The 18,618-nt window shown below is 72.5% G+C and carries 17 protein-coding genes; 12 read left to right on the forward strand and 5 right to left on the reverse strand.

Annotation, left to right across the window (positions count from 1 at the left end):
* Positions 1-3 precede the first annotated feature (3 nt).
* A complete protein-coding gene (locus EDF33_RS20065; protein ID WP_165901145.1) occupies positions 4-453 on the reverse strand; it encodes a DUF4383 domain-containing protein in 450 nt (149 codons plus the stop codon).
* A 238-nt stretch (positions 454-691) separates the two neighbouring features.
* Here EDF33_RS20065 and EDF33_RS04915 point away from each other — a divergent pair, with 238 nt between their 5' ends.
* The gene (locus EDF33_RS04915; protein WP_131844768.1) at positions 692-1,591 is read left to right on the forward strand and encodes a phosphatase PAP2 family protein; all 900 of its coding nucleotides are present in this window, start codon (positions 692-694) and stop codon (positions 1,589-1,591) included.
* Positions 1,592-1,676: 85 nt separating this feature from the next.
* Positions 1,677-2,816 (forward strand): CE1758 family FMN-dependent luciferase-like monooxygenase, encoded by a 1,140-nt coding sequence (locus EDF33_RS04920; RefSeq protein ID WP_123339972.1) that lies wholly within the window; start codon positions 1,677-1,679, stop codon positions 2,814-2,816.
* A 231-nt stretch (positions 2,817-3,047) separates the two neighbouring features.
* Here the strand turns inward: EDF33_RS04920 and EDF33_RS04925 are convergent, their stop codons facing one another.
* Together EDF33_RS04925 and EDF33_RS04930 are read right to left on the reverse strand one after the other, a co-directional pair.
* Positions 3,048-3,419, reverse strand: a complete 372-nt coding sequence (locus EDF33_RS04925) for a multidrug efflux SMR transporter (protein WP_132099425.1) — start codon at positions 3,417-3,419, stop codon at positions 3,048-3,050.
* A gap of 1 nt (position 3,420) precedes the next feature.
* Positions 3,421-3,735 (reverse strand): multidrug efflux SMR transporter, encoded by a 315-nt coding sequence (locus EDF33_RS04930; RefSeq protein ID WP_123293830.1) that lies wholly within the window; start codon positions 3,733-3,735, stop codon positions 3,421-3,423.
* A 96-nt stretch (positions 3,736-3,831) separates the two neighbouring features.
* Here EDF33_RS04930 and EDF33_RS04935 point away from each other — a divergent pair, with 96 nt between their 5' ends.
* From EDF33_RS04935 to EDF33_RS04950, 4 genes are all read left to right on the forward strand, one after another.
* The gene (locus EDF33_RS04935) at positions 3,832-4,410 is read left to right on the forward strand and encodes a TetR family transcriptional regulator C-terminal domain-containing protein (protein WP_165918714.1); all 579 of its coding nucleotides are present in this window, start codon (positions 3,832-3,834) and stop codon (positions 4,408-4,410) included.
* A gap of 221 nt (positions 4,411-4,631) precedes the next feature.
* On the forward strand, positions 4,632-5,651 hold the full coding sequence (locus EDF33_RS04940; protein WP_132099426.1) for a permease: 1,020 nt from the start codon (positions 4,632-4,634) through the stop codon (positions 5,649-5,651).
* Positions 5,638-6,474 carry a TIGR03943 family protein gene (locus tag EDF33_RS04945; protein WP_132099427.1) on the forward strand — a complete coding sequence of 279 codons (837 nt, stop codon included), beginning with the start codon at positions 5,638-5,640 and terminating at the stop codon, positions 6,472-6,474. The genes EDF33_RS04940 and EDF33_RS04945 overlap by 14 nt, the downstream gene beginning before the upstream one ends.
* Positions 6,464-7,906: a hypothetical protein gene (locus tag EDF33_RS04950; RefSeq protein WP_132099428.1), complete on the forward strand. Its 1,443-nt coding sequence runs from the start codon at positions 6,464-6,466 to the stop codon at positions 7,904-7,906. The genes EDF33_RS04945 and EDF33_RS04950 overlap by 11 nt, the downstream gene beginning before the upstream one ends.
* An 88-nt stretch (positions 7,907-7,994) precedes the next feature.
* Here EDF33_RS04950 and EDF33_RS04955 read toward each other — a convergent pair whose 3' ends face one another.
* Both EDF33_RS04955 and EDF33_RS04960 read right to left on the reverse strand, forming a co-directional pair.
* Complete coding sequence (locus EDF33_RS04955) at positions 7,995-9,041, reverse strand: NAD(P)-dependent alcohol dehydrogenase (RefSeq protein WP_111085390.1); 1,047 nt, start codon at positions 9,039-9,041, stop codon at positions 7,995-7,997.
* A 114-nt stretch (positions 9,042-9,155) separates the two neighbouring features.
* Positions 9,156-10,193, reverse strand: coding sequence for a glycerate kinase (locus EDF33_RS04960; protein ID WP_132099429.1), 1,038 nt, complete (start codon positions 10,191-10,193; stop codon positions 9,156-9,158).
* 118 nt (positions 10,194-10,311) lie between these two features.
* Here EDF33_RS04960 and EDF33_RS04965 point away from each other — a divergent pair, with 118 nt between their 5' ends.
* The 6 genes from EDF33_RS04965 (at position 10,312) to EDF33_RS04990 (ending at position 18,615) form a co-directional block, all read left to right on the forward strand.
* On the forward strand, positions 10,312-11,439 hold the full coding sequence (locus EDF33_RS04965; RefSeq protein WP_132099430.1) for an ABC transporter substrate-binding protein: 1,128 nt from the start codon (positions 10,312-10,314) through the stop codon (positions 11,437-11,439).
* Between the two features lie 80 nt (positions 11,440-11,519).
* Complete coding sequence (locus EDF33_RS04970) at positions 11,520-12,539, forward strand: iron ABC transporter permease (RefSeq protein WP_243692400.1); 1,020 nt, start codon at positions 11,520-11,522, stop codon at positions 12,537-12,539.
* Positions 12,536-13,339 carry a heme ABC transporter ATP-binding protein gene (locus EDF33_RS04975; RefSeq protein WP_131844759.1) on the forward strand — a complete coding sequence of 268 codons (804 nt, stop codon included), beginning with the start codon at positions 12,536-12,538 and terminating at the stop codon, positions 13,337-13,339. The genes EDF33_RS04970 and EDF33_RS04975 overlap by 4 nt, the downstream gene beginning before the upstream one ends.
* Positions 13,336-14,331, forward strand: coding sequence for a hypothetical protein (locus tag EDF33_RS04980; protein ID WP_132099431.1), 996 nt, complete (start codon positions 13,336-13,338; stop codon positions 14,329-14,331). Before EDF33_RS04975 ends, EDF33_RS04980 begins: the two co-directional genes overlap by 4 nt.
* Positions 14,332-14,387: 56 nt before the next feature.
* Complete coding sequence (locus tag EDF33_RS04985; RefSeq protein ID WP_111085395.1) at positions 14,388-14,963, forward strand: hypothetical protein; 576 nt, start codon at positions 14,388-14,390, stop codon at positions 14,961-14,963.
* A gap of 70 nt (positions 14,964-15,033) precedes the next feature.
* Positions 15,034-18,615, forward strand: a complete 3,582-nt coding sequence (locus EDF33_RS04990) for an HtaA domain-containing protein (RefSeq protein ID WP_132099432.1) — start codon at positions 15,034-15,036, stop codon at positions 18,613-18,615.
* Positions 18,616-18,618: the final 3 nt, after the last annotated feature.

Below are 18,618 nucleotides of genomic sequence, written 5' to 3' on the forward strand. Positions count from 1 at the left end.
GAGTCAGGCGCGAGCCGCCGCACGCAGCGCGCGGAGGTTCTCCTTGTCGGCACCGAGCGCCGTCAGCAGCAAGATGACCCCGACGATCGCGTGGAACACGTTGTCGGTGGTGTTCAGCGCGAAGATGTTCGCCGAGGTGTTGACGAAGACGAAGCCGTAGACCGCCAGCACCACGAGCACGGCGCCGACGACCAGGTTGCCGTTCCGCGAACCGATGGTGGTGCCGAGCCCGGTGATGAGCAGGACCGCGGCGAGCAGCACCCAGATGAGGGCGAGCGGCGGGTTGACCCCGAAGGCGTTCCAGAGCATCCCGCCCTGGCGGCTGAAGAAGCCGGGGTCGCCGTCCGCGGCGAAGAAGAAGCCCAGGATGCCCCAGAGTGCGAGGACGCCACCGACCGTGAGCGCGAGCCCGCGGTTCGGTGAGGCGGTGATGCCCGGTTCCTTGATGGCCACTTCGGTCTCCTCCTCGTACACTGCCGACGCGACGTGCGTCAGTCCGGCGGTGCCCGCCGGACTGAGCGGCGCGGCACTGAGCGGCACAGCGCGGGATCCGCGGGTGACGGCCGCGCGGTTCCCAGCCTCCGGCCGGTGAGCCAACGGTATCGTGTCCGACCCCGACCGTCCGAATCGCAGCGCCGTCACCAGGCGTGCGACGAGACCGACGACGACCACTCCGAGGAGGACCAGCCCGGTGACCTTGACACCCGAGCGCAATGCACCGGAGTCGCGTGGACCGAGCGTCTCGCGGCGGTTGCGGTGGGGTGTGCTGGCGGCTCTGGGGTTCGTGATCGTGCCTTCCGTCTACGCGGCCGCGGTGCTGACGCCGGTGGGGCAGCGCATGGAGGACGCCGCGCTCGGCGGGGTCCGTGAGTCCGACCTGTTCAGCTCGGACACTGCGCTCAACGTCATCTCGGTGCCGGTGATCCTGTTGCTCGTTGTCGTGATCGTCGCGGTGGCGTTCGCCAGGCGACGGCTCTCGGTGGGGCTCGGCGCGGGTGCAGTGGTGCTCGCGTCGGCGGCCACCTCGACGCTCGTCAAGCGTATCGCCGAGCGCCCGGAGATCGCCCAGTCGACGACGCCGAACTCGTTCCCCTCGGGCCACGCGACCATCGCTCTGGCCGCACTGTTCGCCGTCCTGATGGTCACGCCCCGTCGCTTCCGGCCGATCGTCACGCTGCTCGGTGCCGCCTACGCGGTCTTCGTCGCCAACCAGACGGTCGTCTACGGCTGGCACCGGGTGAGCGACATCATCGGGGCGTGCGCGATCGCGATGTTCTGGCTCGGCGTCGTCCGGGCGTTCGGTCCGAGGGTCGACCGGGGCCTCCGAGGTGACCGGGACGGCCGACGGGGACCGCGCCGGGTGGTCAGCGTCGTCCTGCTCGTCGCCACCGGGGTCACGCTTGCCGTCGGCGTCGCCGCGCTCGTCGTCGGCTTGACGGGGGACGGCGCTCACGACCACGCCGCGATACTGATGGCCGGACGACTGGCCTCGAGCGCGAGCGTCCTGGCGGTGGTGACCGCGGTGTGGTTCCTCGACGGCATGCACCACGCGGCCCGGACCGACCCCGCAGCACTGCCCGCAGCGCGCTGACGCCTGGTGGGAATGCACCGGCGTACGCTACGTTGTACCCAGCAAGTCGATGCAAACGCATCGATATCGCGAAAGGCGGCGCATCATGCAGTTCGGCATCTTCACGGTCAGTGACGTCACGACCGACCCCACGACCGGCACCACGCCGGACGACACGCAGCGCGTCCGTGACATCCTCACGATCGCGCAGCACGCCGACCAGGCCGGACTCGACGTCTTCGCCACCGGCGAGCACCACAACCCGCCGTTCGTCGCCTCGTCGCCGACCACGTTGCTGGCCTACCTCGCGGCGAAGACGAAGGACATCACGCTCTCGACGAGCACCACGCTCATCACCACGAACGACCCGGTGCGCATCGCCGAGGAGTACGCGATGCTCCAGGTGATCTCCGACGGCCGCATGGACCTCATGATGGGTCGCGGCAACACCGGCCCGGTCTACCCGTGGTTCGGGCAGGACATCCGCCAGGGCGTCAACCTGGCGATCGAGAACTACGCGCTCGTCCGCCAGCTCTGGGAGAACGACGTCGTCAACTGGCAGGGCAAGTTCCGCACGCCGCTGCAGGGCTTCACCTCGACGCCGCGCCCCCTCGACGGCGTGCCCCCGTTCGTCTGGCACGGCTCGATCCGCACGCCCGAGATCGCGGAACAGGCCGCGTACTACGGCGACGGCTTCTTCCACAACAACATCTTCTGGCCGATCCAGCACACCGAGCAGATGGTCGGGCTGTACCGCCAGCGCTTCGAGCACTACGGTCACGGCCGTGCGGACCAGGCGATCGTCGGTCTGGGCGGGCAGTTCTTCGCCCGCAAGAACTCGCAGGACGCGGTCAACGAGTTCCGGCCCTACTTCGACAACGCCCCGGTCTACGGGCACGGCCCCTCGATGGAGGACTTCGCTGCCCAGACCCCGCTCACGGTCGGTTCGCCGCAGCAGGTCATCGACCGGTACGCGGCCATGAAGGACCACGTCGGCCACTACCAGCGCCAGCTGTTCCTGGTCGACCACGCCGGGCTGCCGCTCAAGACCGTGCTCGAGCAGATCGACATCCTGGCCACGGACATCGTCCCCGAGCTGCGCAAGCTGAACGACGAGGGCCGTCCGTCCGACGTGCCGTCGAACCCGCCGAGTCACACGGAGCGCGCCGCCGCGGCGCTCGCCGCCGGCACGGTCGGCAGCGACCACGTCGCCGCCGAGGACGAGTGGACGGGCGCCTCCGTCTGACGCTCCCAGCGCTCGGTTCGTGAGCAGGAATGGTCGGGTCCCGCGAGGTGACCCGACCTTTTCTGCTCACCATGCGGGGTGGGCGCGACCACAGGCGGACGGGAGGCACGGCGCCGGCTGGCACCGCGCCTCCCGTCCGCCCCGGCGCACGTCCACGGCGCGAGTCGCGAAAGCGACAGTCCTGCGGATGGCACTGCCGTCACCTTCGCGAAAGCGACAGTTGCCCGCCGATCATCGGCGGAGATCTGTCGCTTTCGCGAGAGGGGCGGCGGGCTCGGTGACCGGACGGGCCGGCACGAGCTTCAGGCCGACGACGCAGCCGACGATCCCGGCGATGAACAGCACGCGCAGCACGGTGACGGGCTCGGCGCCGGTGGCCATGCCCCACAGCACCGTCAGGGCTGCACCCGTGCCGGTCCACACGGCGTACGCGGTGCTGATCGGGATGTGCTCGAGGACGTAGCCGAAGGCGACGAGGCTGATCACGATCGTGATCGCGAACACGACGGTCGGGCCGGGTCGGGTGAAGCCGTCGCTCTCGCCGAGGGCGGTCGCCCACACGGTCTCGAGCGTGGCGCTGAGGAACAGGACGATCCAGGCCACCTCAGCTCACCACCTTGAGGCCGACGACGCAGGCGACCAGGCCGAACACGAGGCCGAGGCGTGCGAGCGACGCGGCTTCCTGCCGGCGCAGGATCGACACGACGACCGTCAGCGAGGCGCCGATGCCGACCCAGACGGCGTAGGCGGTGCCCACCGGGATCGACTTCATCGCGAACGCGAGCCCGACCATGCTCAGCGCCATCCCGGCGATGAACACGATCGTCGGCACGACCTTCTTGAAGCCGTTCGAGGCGCTCAGGGCGGTGGCCCAGACGGCCTCGAGCACGCCGCTCAGCACGAGGATGACCCAGGCCATGACGATGTTCCCTTCCTTCGGTGGCATAGTCGCACGACTGTGCGACAACGACCTCGACGGTAGCACGAGTTCGTACGACTGTGCGAGTATGGCGTCGTGGCCAGGAGCATGGACGTCGAGCAGCGGCGCCGCACCGTGTCCGAGGCGGCGTGCCGGGTGCTCGCCCGCGACGGACTCGGGGCGCTCAGCGTCCGGAACGTCGCGGCGGAGGCCGGACTGCCGCCGAGCACCGTCCGCTACACCTTCCCGACCCAGGCGAGCGTCCGGTCGCACGCGCTCGAGCTCGTGTTCGACGCGACCGCGGCCCGGATCGACGCCGTGCCCGCGGACCTGCGGGGCACGGCGTACGCGCACGCGGTCCTGCTCGAGCTCCTGCCCCTCGACGAGGAGCGACGCATCGAGCTCGACGTCTACCTGGGCCTCGGCACGGCGGCGCTGACCGACACCGAGCTGCGGCCGTTCCACGACCGGGTCGTCGACGAGATGCGGGAGTGGTGCGGGCGGATCCTGCGGGCGCTCGGGGTGCCGGACGCCGACGTGCCCTACGAGACCCGGCGGCTGCACGCCCTGGTGGACGGGCTCGCGATGCACATCGTGCGGGTCGATCCCGGGGGTGACGCCTCGTGGGCGATCGACACGCTCGACCGGCACGTGGCGGGCATCGCCCGGGTCTGACTGCGGCACGGTGCCGGGTTCGCGGGCCGGTGCGGCGTTGTGGCTGGCGGTGGAGCACGTGCACGGTGCTGGGTTCGCGAACCCGTGCGTCGTTGGTGGCTCCGTGCGGCGCTCCAGGCCTGCACCGAGCGAGCAACCCTGCACGGGGTGAACGAACTCGCACGGTGCGCAGGCGGCCGCGCGCGGACCGCCACGCAGCACGCGTCGCCTATCCTTTCCGGGTGACGACGACCACGCCGCCGCAGCAGCGCTCCCGCTCCCGTTCCCTGACGGGCCCGGGCCTCGTGCTGCTCACCGTCGTCGTGCTCCTGGGGATCCGGCTGCTTTCCCCGAGCATCGGGACCGCCGGCCTGCCGGACGTCGTGCAGGACTTCCTGACGCTGGCGATCAGCGTGGTGGTCGAGTCGCTGCCGTTCGTGGTGCTCGGCATCGTGCTGTCGATCGTCGTCGAGGTGTGGGTGCCCGTCGGTGCGCTCGAGAAGGTCCTGCCGCAGAACGCCTTCGGCCGCCGCGCCGTGATCTCGCTGATCGGCATGCTGTTCCCGGTGTGCGAGTGCGGGAACGTGCCCCTCGCCCGCGGCCTGATGATGCGCGGGTTCACCCCTGCCGAGGCCGTCACGTTCCTGGTCGCCGCGCCGATCCTCAACCCGCTCGTCATCATCAGCACCGCGCAGGCGTTCGGCTGGTCCGGCTGGATCCTGCCGGTCCGGATCGTCGGCGGCTTCGTGATCGCGAACCTCGTCGGCTGGATCGTCGCCGCGCACCGCCGCCCGGCCGACCTGCTGCTGCCCGCGTTCGAGGCCCGGTGCCGAGCCGCGATCGGCGCACCACGGAGCCGGAACCGTTGGCGGGAGAGCGCCGCGCAGTTCGGCGGCGAGACCGCGACGATGATGCCGGCCCTGTTCGTCGGCGCCGGCCTGGCTGCGGCGATCCAGGTCGCCGTGCCCCGTTCCACGCTCGTCGCGATCGGCTCGAACCCGGTGCTGTCCGTCGCGGCGATGATGCTGCTCGCCATGACGGTGTCGCTCTGCTCGAACGTCGACGCGTTCTTCGCGCTGTCGTTCGCCTCGACGTTCCTGCCCGGGTCGATCACGGCCTTCCTGATCATCGGGCCGATCATCGACGTGAAGATGATCGCCCTGCTCCGCACGACGTTCCGGGTCCGGTTCCTGGTGCTGCTCGCCGTCGTGTGCGTGCTGTTCGCCGGCACCGTGGGATTGGTGATGAATGTCCTCGTCTGACGCACGCAGCAGCAATGCTCCGGCCTACCTCGGGCTCGGGTCCGTGCTGGCGGTCGCCCTGTGCACGCTCTGGCTCGCGCTGGTGGGCCACCTCGACCTGTACATCAACCCGCGGTACTCGGTGTTCACGATCGTGCTCGCCGCCGTCGCGGTACCCGCCTCGATCGCGGGCCTGGTGGTCATCGCACGCGGCCACGGCCACACGCACGGTGACGACGCGGACGAGCACGAGCACGAGCCGGACCACGACCACGGGCGGCGCGGGCCCGGCCGTGGTCGCGCCGTCCGCCTTGCCCTCGGCGGAGCGGCCGCGATCGTCACGGTCGGGGTCACCGTGTCGATGCTGGTCCTGCCCCCGACGACGCTGTCCGCCCGCACCGCGCAGCAGCGGAGCGTGGACTCGGCGACCCTGTCGAACGCGACGGGCTCCGAGGCGGCGGTCTCCCTGCTCGGCAGCGAGGGCGTCGACACCTCGGAGTACGGCGTCAAGGACTGGGCGGCGCTGATCCGGCAGACCACCGACACCACGGCCCTGGTCGGCAAGCAGGTACGGCTGTCCGGCTTCGTCGTGCCCGGCCAGGACGGCTCGTTCACCCTGACCCGGTTCGTGATCAGCTGCTGCGCCGTGGACGCCCAGCCAGTCGGCCTCGGCGTGGTGACCGAGGGCGGCGACCGTACCGAGGCGGAGCCCGACGAGGGGCAGTGGGTCACGGTGACCGGCGCACTCGCGGCGAACCCGGACCAGTCCGGCGACGCCCGCATCGTCATCAAGGCCGCGAAGGTCACCGAGATCGCGCAGCCGAAGGACCCGTATGAGTACTGAGACGGGCACGAGTACTGAGACGGGCACGAGTACTGAGCGCACCGACCGCCGCCCGGTCACGCGCCGGTTCCACCGCCGGTACCTCGCCGTCGTGCTCGTCCTGGCGGTCGTCGCCGCGCTCGCCGCCGTCGTCGGGTCGCAGCAGGGCCCACGCCTGCGCGACGTGTCGTACGACGCCACCGGTCTGGTGTCGCGCCCGGCGCAGCGGGTGATCCTGACGGCGAACCAGGCGCTGCAGCAGGTGTCCGCCGCCGACGTCCGGGTCAGCCCCGCGGCCGCGCACACCGTGACCTCGAGCGGCAACACGATCGCGGTCGAGTTCGCCGGACCCCTGGCCTACGACCGCGACTACACGGTGACGGTCGCGAACGTCCGGGCTCCGGGGCAGCGTGCCACCGCGGACCTGACCGCCGCGATCCGCACCGGCAGTACCGACGTCCTCGCCCTCGTGCCGGGAGCCGACGGTGCGAAGGACCGCATCGTGCGCCGCTCCCTCGACGCCGGCGGTGCGACGACGGTGTACCAGGGCACGGACATCTCGGAGTACGCCCGGCTCGGACGGTCCCTGGTGGTGGTCAGCGGCAGCGACGCGAGCTCCTCGGTCGACGTGGTCGCGTTGTCCGGCGGGGTGCAGGACCCGGACGCCCCCGTCGAGCACCTCACCCTGCCGTCCTCGCAGGGGCGGGTCACCGCGCTGCACGTCGCCGACGACGCGGCCTCGTTCGGGTTCGAGTACGCCGACACGTCCACCGGGCAGTCGCGGAACACTGGTCTGTACGTGGTCGACATGACGGGCACGCACCTGCCCACCGCGATCGCCGAGGACGGGAAGCCGCAGACGGGCGCCGTACCGATGACGGTCGGGCAGTGGGCCTACGTGCCCCGGACCGAGAGCGCCCTGGTGCGGACGGGCAGCGACGACCTGGTGCTCGTCGACATGAGCGGCCGTGCCGACCCCGTCCGGCTCGGCAGCGCCACGTACCTGCACGGGTTCGTCGGCTCGGGCACCACGGCCGTCGTCGAGACCGGCACGGGCATCGAGCGCCTCGACCTGACCGACGGCGCGAAGACGGCGCTGCGGGCGCCGGCCGCGAGCACCGACGCGGCGGTGCTCGGCAGGATCGCCCCGCTGACGGACGACACGTACCTGCGCGTGCTGGGGGACGTGCGGTCGGACGGGACCGTCTCGGCACGGATCGTGCGCGTGGACGGTGGGCGGGCCTCCCGGCTGCCGGTGACCATCCCGGACGACGCGAGCGTCACGGCGGTCTGCCCGTCCCCGAACGGACAGTTCGTGGCGGTCGCGACGAAGTCGGCGACCGACGAGCTGGTGAGCATCGTCGACGCGACCTCCGGTGCGCTCGAGGCGAGCATCGACGCGGGTTCCGTCGACTGGTGCGGCGCGCTGCCGTCCGGCGACGAGGTCGGCTGACGGCCCGACGGACAGGGCGGACAGGGCGGACAGACGGGAGGCCCGTTGCCGGCTGGCAACGGGCCTCCCGTCTCGCAAGTGGTGACGACTACGCCAGCGTGGCCGCGTCGATCACGAAGCGGTAGCGGACGTCCGAGGACAGGACGCGCTCGTAGGCCTCGTTGATCTGGTCGGCGCTGATGAGCTCGGTCTCCGGCAGGATGTCGTGCTCGGCGCAGAAGTCCAGCATCTCCTGGGTCTCCCGGATGCCGCCGATGGCGGACCCGGCCCAGCTGAGCCGGCGCGGGATCAGGGCGAACGCCGGGACCTCGAGCGGCTCGGACGGAGCGCCGACGTTGACGAGCGTGCCGTCGACCTTGAGCAGGCCGAGGTACGAGCCCATCGGGATCTTCGCCGACACGGTGTTGATGATGAGCTCGAAGGAGTTCGCGAGCTTCTCGAACGTCTCCGGGTCCTTCGTCGCGTAGTGGGCCTTCGCGCCGTAGCGGAGCGAGTCGGCTTCCTTCGACGTGGTCTGCGACAGGACGGTGACCTCGGCGCCCAGGGCGACGGCGATCTTGACGGCCATGTGGCCGAGGCCGCCCATGCCGATGACAGCGACCTTCGTGCCGGGGCCGGCCTTCCAGTGGTGCAGCGGCGAGTAGGTGGTGATGCCGGCGCAGAGCAGCGGCGCGACCTTCTCGATGTCGAGCGACTCGGGGACGCGGAGGACGAAGTCCTCGTTCACGACGATCGCCTGCGAGTAGCCGCCCTGGGTGATCGAGCCGTCGGCCGGGTCGACGCTCGTGTACGTGCCGATGTTGCCCTTGAGGCAGTACTGCTCCTCGCCGGCGACGCAGTTCTCGCACTCGCCGCACGAGTTCACCATGCAGCCGACGCCGACGCGGTCGCCGACCTGGTGCTTGGTGACGTTCTCGCCGACGGCGGAGACGTGGCCGACGATCTCGTGGCCGACGACCTGCGGGTACTGGATCTGGCCCCACTCACCGCGGACGGTGTGGATGTCCGAGTGGCAGATGCCGGCGTAGGCGATGTCGATCTCGACGTCGTTCGCTCCGACGTCACGACGGGTGATGGTGGTCTTGACGAGCGGCTCGGTCGCTGACGGTGCCGCGTACGCGTTGACGGTGCGCAATGATCTCCTCGTGGGGGTGCGTTGCGGGCCGGTTCCGGCCCGGAACCAGTCTGATGGAGCGCGCCACAGCGTGGGAGGTTCCAATGGGGCTCCCCAGTGCGGGAATCGGAGTGGTCAGGCCAGCCGTGCGAGGCGCTGGCCCGCGATCGTGGCGAAGCGCAGCGGGTCGGCCAGGGCGTCGTCCGGTTCCCCGGTGGTCTGCGTGGCGAGGACGGTGAGCGAGGCAGCGGCGGCGTAGTCGTCGAGCGAGGCCTCGATCGCGCCGGCGACGAGCATCGACCGGGCGCCGGGGGCGTGCGTCGCTGTGAGCGACCGCACCACCGAGGGGACCTTGCCGGCGGCGGACTGCCCGTCGTACCGGCCCTCGCCGCTGATCACGACGTCGGCGCCGTCGAGGCGATCGGCCAGCCCGAGCACCTCGGCGACACCGTCCGCGCCGCGGGCCAGGGTCGCACCCCAGGCGAGCAGGCCGAAGCCGACGCCACCCGCGGCGCCGGCGCCGGGGGTCACGGGGTCCACCGAAGGGAAGCGGGCGGCCCAGGCGGCCAGCAGCTCGTCGAAGAATGCGACCCGCGAGGGCTCGATCCCCTTCTGCAGCCCGAAGACCGCGGCGGCGCCGGTCGGGCCGAGCAGGGGAGAGGTCACGTCGGTCAGGACGGTGACGCCGAGCGACGGCAGAGCACGCAGCGTGCCGCGGTCACCGTAGTAGCCGAGCGCCTCGAGCACGGGACGGCCGCCGTCGGTCGAGGCGCTGCCGCCGATGCCGAGCACGAGCCCCGTGGCGCCGGAGTCGAGCGCGGCGGCGATCGCCTCGCCGAACCCCCGGCTCGTCGCGGTGTCCGGCAGGAGTTCGTCGAGCAGTGGCAGGCCGCTCGTCGCCGCGAGCTCCACCACCGCACGGCCGTCGGGCAGCATGAGCCAGAACGTCTCGACGGGGGTGCCGGCGGGCCCGGTCACGGTGACGGGGACCCGGACTGCGCCGGGGACCGCGGTCTCGAACGCCTCGAGGGTGCCCTCGCCGCCGTCGGCCATCGGCACGAGCACCACGTCGTCGTGGGGGCGTTCGGTCAGCCAGCCGTCGCGGACCGCCTGGGCGACGGACGCCGCGGTCGCGGTGCCCTTGAACGAGTCCGGAGCCACCACGATGCGCACGGGACCACCGTAGTGGGGAGACGGCGACACGTGCTGGACAAGGTAGGCAAGGCTCACCTAAGTTAACGGTTAGGTGAGGCTCACCTAACTTCACGAACCAGCACTCGGGATCATCTCCATGTCGTCACTCCGTCGCGCCCTCACGGCCGCAGCGTCCGCCCTCGTCGTCCTCGCCGTGGCGACCGGCTGCACCGGCGGCGGCACCGGCACCGCGGGTGCGACGCACGCGGCGGGTCGCGGGACGAGCGCGACGGACCCGGCCGCGAGCCTCCAGGCCATCGCCCCGGTGACCGACGCGAAGGACGTGACCGGCGAGCGCACCGCGACCCTGGCGACGGACCTGCCGCCGACAGCGAGCACGGTGGACGAGCCCGAGCTGCCCGTCACCGTCACCGACAACCAGGACACCGAGGTGACCGTCACGAGCGCGGACCGGATCCTCGCGCTCGACATCTCCGGCACGCTGTCCTCCACCGTGTACGGCCTCGGCCTGGGGGACCACCTGGTCGGACGGGACGTCTCGACCGGCTTCGCGGGCACCGAGGACCTGCCGCTCGTCACCCAGAACGGCCACGAACTCTCCGCCGAGGCGATCCTCGCGCTCCGCCCGACCGTGCTGCTGACCGACACCTCACTCGGACCGTGGGACGTCGTCCTGCAGATCCGGAAGGCCGGCGTCCCCGTCGTCGTCCTGGACCCGCACCGGGACACCACGAACACCGACGCGATCATCGAGCAGGTCGCGACCGCGCTCGGCGTCCCGGCGACCGGCGACCGCCTGGCCGCCGAGGTGCACGCGCAGGAGCAGGCCGTCGCCGCGCAGGTCGCCCGGATCGCGCCGTCGGCTCGGGCCGACAAGCTGAAGATGGTGTTCCTGTACGTGCGGGGGAACGCCGGGATCTACTACCTGTTCGGCAGCGAGTCCGGCGCCGACTCGCTCATCGACGCCGTCGGCGGGCGGGACGTCGCGACGGAACAGGACTGGACGGGCATGCGCCCCGTCAACGCCGAGGCGCTCGTCGCGATGCAGCCGGACCTGGTCATCATGATGACCAAGGGGCTCGAGTCCGTCGACGGTGTCGACGGACTGCTCCAGCGGGTCCCCGCGATCGCGAAGACGCCCGCGGGCGAGCACCGCCGCATCGTGGACATGGCCGACACGACGGTGATGAGCTTCGGGCCGCGCACGCCCGAGATCGTGGCCGCGTTGGCCGCGGCGATCTACGGTCCGGCGGACGCCTCGTGACCGTCCGGGAGGAACGGATCGCGCCCGCCACGCACGTCCCCGCCGCACCGGCGGTCACGTCCAGGTCGCGGGTCGGCCGCATCGCGCTCCTCACCATCGGGCTCGTGGTGGCGCTCGTCGTCGCGACGCTGGTGTCGGCGAGCGTCGGGCAGCTCGGGATCTCGCCCGCCGAGGTGCTCCGGACCGTCGGCCGGTCGCTCGGGCTGCCCGTGGACGGTCCCGCCGACGACCTCGTCACCCAGGCGCTGTGGACGATCCGGTTCCCGCGGGTGGTGATGGCGCTGCTGATCGGTGCCGCGCTCGCCGCAGCCGGTGTGCTCATGCAGGCCGTGTTCGCGAACCCCCTGGCTGACCCCGGCGTCGTCGGGGTGTCCGGCGGCGCGGCGTTCGGGGCCTGCGCCTCGATCGTGTTCGGGCTGCAGTTCGCCGGGTACTGGACGACGCCGCTGATGGCCTTCGCCGCTGGGCTGGTCGCGACGCTGCTCGTCTACGGGCTGTCCCGTGCCGGCGGCCGGACCGAGGTCGTCACGCTCCTGCTCACCGGCATCGCGGTGAACGCGTTCACCGGCGCGGGGCTCGCCTTCCTGACGTTCCTCGGCGACCAGCAGGCGCGCGAGCAGATCGTGTTCTGGCAGCTCGGGTCCCTGAACGGCTCGATGTGGGACCAGGCAGCAGCGATCGCTCCCGTCATCGGTGCGGGCCTCGTCGGCGCCGTCGTGCTGACGCGCTCGCTCGACCTGCTCGCCCTCGGTGACCGGGCCGCGCGGCACGTCGGGGTGCGGGTCGAGGTCGTCCGGGTCGTCGCGATCGTGGTGGTCGCCCTGCTCGTCGGCGCAGCGGTCGCGTTCGCCGGCATCATCGCGTTCGTCGGGCTCGTCGTCCCGCACCTGATGCGGATGGTCATCGGCCCGGCGCACGGCCCGCTGCTGCTCGTCTCGACGCTCGGCGGCGCCCTGCTCCTGACGATCGCCGACCTGCTCGCGCGCACCCTGGTGCCGTACGCGGACCTGCCGATCGGCATGCTGACCTCGCTCGTCGGCGGACCCTTCTTCTTCTGGCTCCTGCGCCGTGCCCGCCGACGGTCGGGAGGCTGGGCATGATCGAGACGAGCGCTGTCGGCGCCGTGGTCGCCTCCGGGATCGGCGTCGTCATCGACGGACGACCGCTGCTCGCCGACGTCGACCTGACCGTGCGCGCGGGCGAGGTCCTGGCGCTCGTCGGTCCGAACGGCGCCGGCAAGTCGACCCTGCTCCGGGCGATCGCCGGTGACCTCGCGCACAGCGGCACGGTCGCGATCGACGGCGTGCGCACCGGCGGCGAAGCACCGCTCGCGACCGCTCGTCGGCGTGCCGTGCTCGAGCAGGACACCGCCGTGGCCTTCGGGTTCCGGGTCGGTGAGGTCGTCCGGATGGGCCGTGCTCCGTGGCGGGGGACCCCGCGAGCGGTCGACGACGACACCGTGGTCGCGCGGGTGCTCGACCAGGTCGAACTCGCCGACCGGATCGACCAGGCGTTCCCCTCGTTGTCGGGCGGGGAACGCGCCCGGGCCTCGTTCGCCCGGGTCCTGGCGCAGTCGACCCCGGTGCTCTTGCTCGACGAACCGACCGCCGCCCTCGACCTGCGGCACCAGGAGGCCGTGCTGGCCGTCGCCCGCGCACACGCCCGGGCCGGTGGCGCCGTCGTCGTGGTGCTCCACGACCTGAGCCTCGCCGGGGCGTACGCCGATCGCGTCGCCATGCTCGCCGGCGGCCGGATCGTCGCCGACGGCACCCCGACCGACGTCCTGACCGCCGACCGCATCGGCACCGTCTACCGGCACCCGGTCACCGTCGTGCCCGACCCGAACACCGGCACGCCCGTCGTCGTGCCGTCCCGAACTCTCCAGGAGGCCTCCTCGTGACCACCCGCACCCGCCCGCTGCGGCTCGCGCTCGCCGGACTGCTCGTCGCGCTCAGTGCCGGGGGAGCCGCCCTGGTGGGCGTCGCCCCCGCATCGGCAGCCGGCCGTGTCAGCGTCGCGATCGATGGGCACCCCGAGGTCACGAACCAGGTCGACTCGACGTACCTGACGACGCTGCGCCTGAGCGGTTCCGGGTTCCAGGGCATCAAGAACGGGTACGGCGGCATCTACGTGGCGTTCGGCACCGTGAACGGCACCTGGCAGCCGAGCAAGGGCGGGGCGACGGGCGCGGACTACAGCTACGTGCCCGACGACGAGTCGAACCCCACCGGGTACCTCGACTTCGTGGCCTTCGAGGGCAGCACCACCGCGTCGGCGGCGAACGGCGGCACGGTCGACTCCGCCACGGGCACCTGGTCCGCGACCCTCAAGGTCCCCGGTTCGACGTTCCAGGCGCTCGACCGGAACGGTGCCGCGAAGACCGTCGACTGCACGGTCGTGCAGTGCGGGATCATCACGATCGGTGCGCACGGCGTCGCGAACGCGAACAACGAGTCGTTCACACCCGTCTCCGTGCAGAACCTGTACGGCAGCGGCGGCACGCTGGCCGGTGGCGGCACCAGGGCGACCACCGGGCAGGCGCCGGCCGACACGACGGACGCGGGCAGTGCCTCCCGTCCGTCCGCCGAGCCGACGTCCGAGGCGAGCGCCGACACCCGCGCGACCACGAAGCCGTCCGCGCGATCGGCGAAGCCGACTGCCACCGCGGAGCCGACCGCGTCGGCGACCCCCACCACGCCGACCGGGGCGACCCCCTCGGCGGTGGCGGCCGCGGCTGCCGACGGCTCCTCGGGCGGGATCGACCCGGGCGTGCTGCGGATCGTCCTCGGCGGCCTGTCCGCGCTCGTCGTGGCCGTCGCGGCGCTCGTCGTCTTCGCGATCGTGCACTCCCGTCGCACCGCACGACGCACCGCGACCGACGTCGCGCCGTAGGACCACCGGACCCGGGTGCTCACAGGGGGCGCCCACATCGAGAGGGAAACACGAACATGACACGAATCGCACGCTCGTTCGGGATCACGCTGGCGGCAGGGGTCGCCGCGGTCGGGATCGCCGTCCTGCCCGCGGTCAGCGCGTCCGCGGCCACCGCGGTCACGAACGACTACGGTGCCAGCCTGTCCGTCAGCGGTCCGGCCTCGGTCGTCACCGACGGCCCGGGGGCGCTCCACGGCGTCTCGGACGGCAGCGTCACGGTCACCGGCAGCGGCTTCGACGGAGACGCGCAGGGGCGCGGCTTCGGCGTCTACGTCGTCTACGGGCCCAAGCAGGCGGACTACGCCACCAACTCCGGCTGGTTCGGCTCCGCCCAGTGGGTGTCGAAGAGCGCGTTCACGGCCGGCGGCGGCTTCACCACGACGATCGACGTCGCGAAGTCCTACACCGCGGACCCGCACCACACCGGCGACGCGGCCGCGACCGTCAGCTGCGACTACGACGCCACGAAGACCGCGACCGCCAACGCTGCCCTCGGGCAGTACGAGTGCTTCGTCCAGACGTTCTCGGCGCACGGCGTCGCGAACGACCCGGTCGACCTCGACGAGGTCCAGGTCCCCGTCACCTGGTGACCCACGCGGTGCCCCGGGTCCGCCCGGGGCACCGCCTCCCCACACGCGCACCACCCGACCCGAGGAACCGATGCACACCCAGACCAGACCGGCCCGTCGCCTCCGCGCGCTCAGCGCCACCGTCGCCGCGATCATCGGCCTGACCGCGGCCGTCGCCGGCACCGTGCCCACCGCGGCGACCGCCGCCACCGCGGCCTCGGGTCCGAGCACGTCCGTCACGGGCGGCACGCTCGACTGGGGGTTCAAGCAGTCGTTCCGGAACTACGTGCCGGCCGCAGGGCAGTCGGTGTCCGGCGGTGCGTCGAAGAACGCCGACGGCACGTTCCGGTTCGCCGCGTCGGGCGGCAGCTACGACCCCGGCACGCGGAAGCTCACCGTCACGGGTTCCGGCGCCGCGGTGTTCGACTACCGGGCGCACACGTTCGTCATCTCGCTGCGCGACCCTGCGATCGAGCTCACGCCGACCACCGGCACCCTGACCGCCGGGGTCGACGTGCGGCTGGTGGACCCGACGACCGGTGCCACGACGTCCGACCCGGGGACGAAGCGCATCGCGTTCGCGACGATCGACGTCACCAAGGGCACCCGATCGGTCACCGACGGGGAGTACTCGTGGACCGGTCTGCCCACCACGATCACCGCGGCGGGTGCAGCGGCCTTCGCAGCCGACGTCACCGGCGGCGGCAACCCGACCCAGTTCTACGCCGCGGGCACCGCGCTGGACCCGCTCTCGGTCGCCGTGACGGGCGACTGGGCCGCCGAGGGCACGGACGGTGACGGCGGCGCCGACGGTGACCAGGGGTTCAGCGACCCCGGCGTCCAGGGACTCGTGAGCACCGGTGTGCAGACCACGGTCGGTGACAGCACGATCGGCCGGGTCACCACGGTGGTGCGGGACGCCGCGCGCGCCCTGAACGTCGTGCAGGTACCGGCTGCCGGAACCGCCAAGGCGAGTTACTTGGTCGTGGACGACGACGGCAAGCGCGTCGCCGGGCCGATCGACCCCGGTGTCGCGACCTCGAAGCCGAGCGTCGACCCGTCCACCGGGAACATCGTCGCGACCGCGTCGTTGCCCGCCGCGGAGTTCGGCGGCACCGGCGCGAACGTCCAGGGCTGGGTCGTCGTCGTGCGCGGCACGGACGCCGCCTACCGGGACGTCGTGCACGTGAAGCCGTCCGTCGCGGTGCCCGCCGCGAAGGCGTTCACGATCGACCCCGCCGACGGCTCGATCGTCGCGCAGGTCGCCCCGGCCGCGAACGGCGGATCCGCGGGGCTGCTGCGGGTGGCCGCGGTCGGTGCGGGAGCCCGATCCGGGTCGGGTGCGGTGACCGAGGTCGGCACCAGCCCCGCTGGCGGGACCGTCCGCGCCGTCACCCGCACGGCAACCCTGATCGGCTCGGTCACCGGGACGATCTCGTCGGTCGGCGTCGACTGGACCGGCGAGCGCGCCGTCGTCTTCGACCAGGCCGCCGCCCTCGCCCGCGTCGTCGCCCTCGACACCGGAGCCTTGGTCGCCGACGTGTCGATCGGCGCCACCGCGACGTCCGGGGCCACCGGCGGGACCGTCGTCGACTCCCGAGGCCGGGCGTGGTGGAGCAACGACGGCGACGCCACGCTCCGAGCCGTCTCGTTGCGCGGGACCCCGGCCGTGACGATCTCGATCGACCGGGTCGGCGGTGCCGCGTACCTGGCCGTCGACGAGTCCGCGAAGCGCCTCTGGGTGTCGGCCGCCGGCAGCACCGACACCGGCAACGTCGTCCGCGCCTACGCGATCGACGGCAGCACCGCGCCCACGCTCGGTGCCGAGTACCAGCCCGGCACCACCTACACCGGCGACCCGATCGTGGTCGCCGCCGACGGCCGCGCGGTGGTCGGCGTCGTGAACGCCGCGACCGACGCCGCCGACCAGGGGCTCCGCACGTTCACGGTCGTGACCACCCCGACCATCACGGCGCAGCCGGCCGACGTCGCCGTGACGCTGACCGGCGCGACCACCGGAACCGACGGCAGCACGACCCCTGCCACGCCGCAGCAGGTGTCCTTCGCGGTCACCACGACCGGGACCCCGACGCCCACCGTGCAGTGGCAGCAGCACACCCCGTCCGGTTGGGCCGACTTGCAGGACGGCCCCTCGGTCGCCGGCGCGACGACCAGCACACTCCGCATCACGGCCACCGAGGGGCTGGACGGCGACCGGTACCGCGCGGTCGCCACGAACGTCCTCGGTGCGACCGTCGTCGGTCGGGTCGCCTCGGACACCGCGACCCTGCGCGTCACCGTGCAGGCGCCGACGAACCCGGGCGGCGGGAACGGCGGCGGGGGAACGGGCGGCGGCGGCACCGGCGGCGGGTCGACCGTGGTCGGTGCGGACGGGTCGATCACCGGGGCGGAGAACGCCCGGGGTGCCTCGACGAACGTGCGGCCGGCCACCGGCCTCTCGACCGCCGCGGCGGGCACGAAGCTCACCGTGACCGGCTCCGGCTTCACGAAGAACACCAACGGCTCAGGGTTGTACGTGCTGTTCGGGTACGTCACGAAGCACCCGAGCGCCGGGGGAGCGGCCGGCGCGGGCTACGACTACGTCCCCGGGTCCGGCGGCACCGGGCAGGACGGCCAGGGCTTCGTCGCCTGGCCCGACAACACCGGCACCGGCGCCGCAGCGACCGCGAAGCTCAGCGGCACGAAGAACGCCGGCTTCACGCAGGGCGGCGTCATCGCGCGCTCGACGTTCACCGGCCAGTCGACGAAGCGTGTCGACTGCCTGTCCGGGGCCGTGCAGTGCGGGGTCCTGACCATCGGTGCGCACGGCGCCGCCGACGCCGCGCTCGAGACCTTCACGCCGGTGTACTTCGCCGGACAGACGGTCCCCGGCACCCTGCCGACCGGTCCGACCACGGGTGGTGGTACCGGCGGCAACGGCGGCACGGTGATCCAGCCGCCCGTCGTGCAGCTACCGCCGGCCGCCACAGCACCGACCATCACGAACGCCTCGGACACGGCGCCGACGGCCGCGCCGACCGCTGCGCCGACCGCAGCGCCGCGGAACACCGCCGCCCAGCCCCGGAACAGCGCGAAGGCCCCCTCGGCCGCCGAGCCACCCACGGCCCCCGCCGCGGACTCCGACGAGCTGGCACGCAAGATCGACGCCGGCGACATCACGACCGTCGCGGCCGCCGACGCCGGGATCCCCGACGAGGTCACCGCCGGTGACCAGCTCGAGCTCCGCCTGCCGTGGACGGGCGACGACGAGGGCGGGAGCGTGTGGACCTACTCCGAACCGGTGCAGGGCGACGATTTCACCGTCGAGGACCGCACGGCCACCGCCACGGTCGACACCACGGGCCTGGAGGTCGGCGACCACCACGTCGTGCTCGTCGGTGACCAGGGAACGGTCGTCGCGGTGCCGTTCTTGGTGACCGACGGGGTCGAGGCGGTCACGCAGCCGGCCGATGGGTCGGCCGCCGCCGCGGCCGCGTCCGACGGGAGCAGCGGCGGGGGGATGTCCACCGAGACGCTGCTGCTCGTCGTGATCGGGTTCCTCGCCGGGCTCGTCGTGCTGGCGATCGGGCTCGTGGTGCTGCTGCTGACCGGGGTGCTGCAGGTGCGGACCCGTCGCACGCCGCGGGTGGCATCGGCTGCGGCGCGCGTCTGACGC

The organism is Curtobacterium sp. PhB146, from assembly GCF_004342995.1.
In the GTDB taxonomy this organism is placed as follows: domain Bacteria; phylum Actinomycetota; class Actinomycetes; order Actinomycetales; family Microbacteriaceae; genus Curtobacterium.

What these genes read in the sequence shown, in the direction of transcription:
- EDF33_RS04975 (WP_131844759.1), top strand. Translation starts at nt 12,536, where the DNA reads ATGATCGAGACGAGCGCTGTCGGCGCCGTGGTCGCCTCCGGGATCGGC.
- EDF33_RS04950 (WP_132099428.1), top strand. Translation starts at nt 6,464, where the DNA reads ATGAGTACTGAGACGGGCACGAGTACTGAGACGGGCACGAGTACTGAG.
- EDF33_RS04945 (WP_132099427.1), top strand. Translation starts at nt 5,638, where the DNA reads ATGTCCTCGTCTGACGCACGCAGCAGCAATGCTCCGGCCTACCTCGGG.
- EDF33_RS04930 (WP_123293830.1), bottom strand. Translation starts at nt 3,735, where the DNA reads ATGGCCTGGGTCATCCTCGTGCTGAGCGGCGTGCTCGAGGCCGTCTGG.
- EDF33_RS04990 (WP_132099432.1), top strand. Translation starts at nt 15,034, where the DNA reads ATGCACACCCAGACCAGACCGGCCCGTCGCCTCCGCGCGCTCAGCGCC.
- EDF33_RS04920 (WP_123339972.1), top strand. Translation starts at nt 1,677, where the DNA reads ATGCAGTTCGGCATCTTCACGGTCAGTGACGTCACGACCGACCCCACG.
- EDF33_RS04965 (WP_132099430.1), top strand. Translation starts at nt 10,312, where the DNA reads ATGTCGTCACTCCGTCGCGCCCTCACGGCCGCAGCGTCCGCCCTCGTC.
- EDF33_RS04985 (WP_111085395.1), top strand. Translation starts at nt 14,388, where the DNA reads ATGACACGAATCGCACGCTCGTTCGGGATCACGCTGGCGGCAGGGGTC.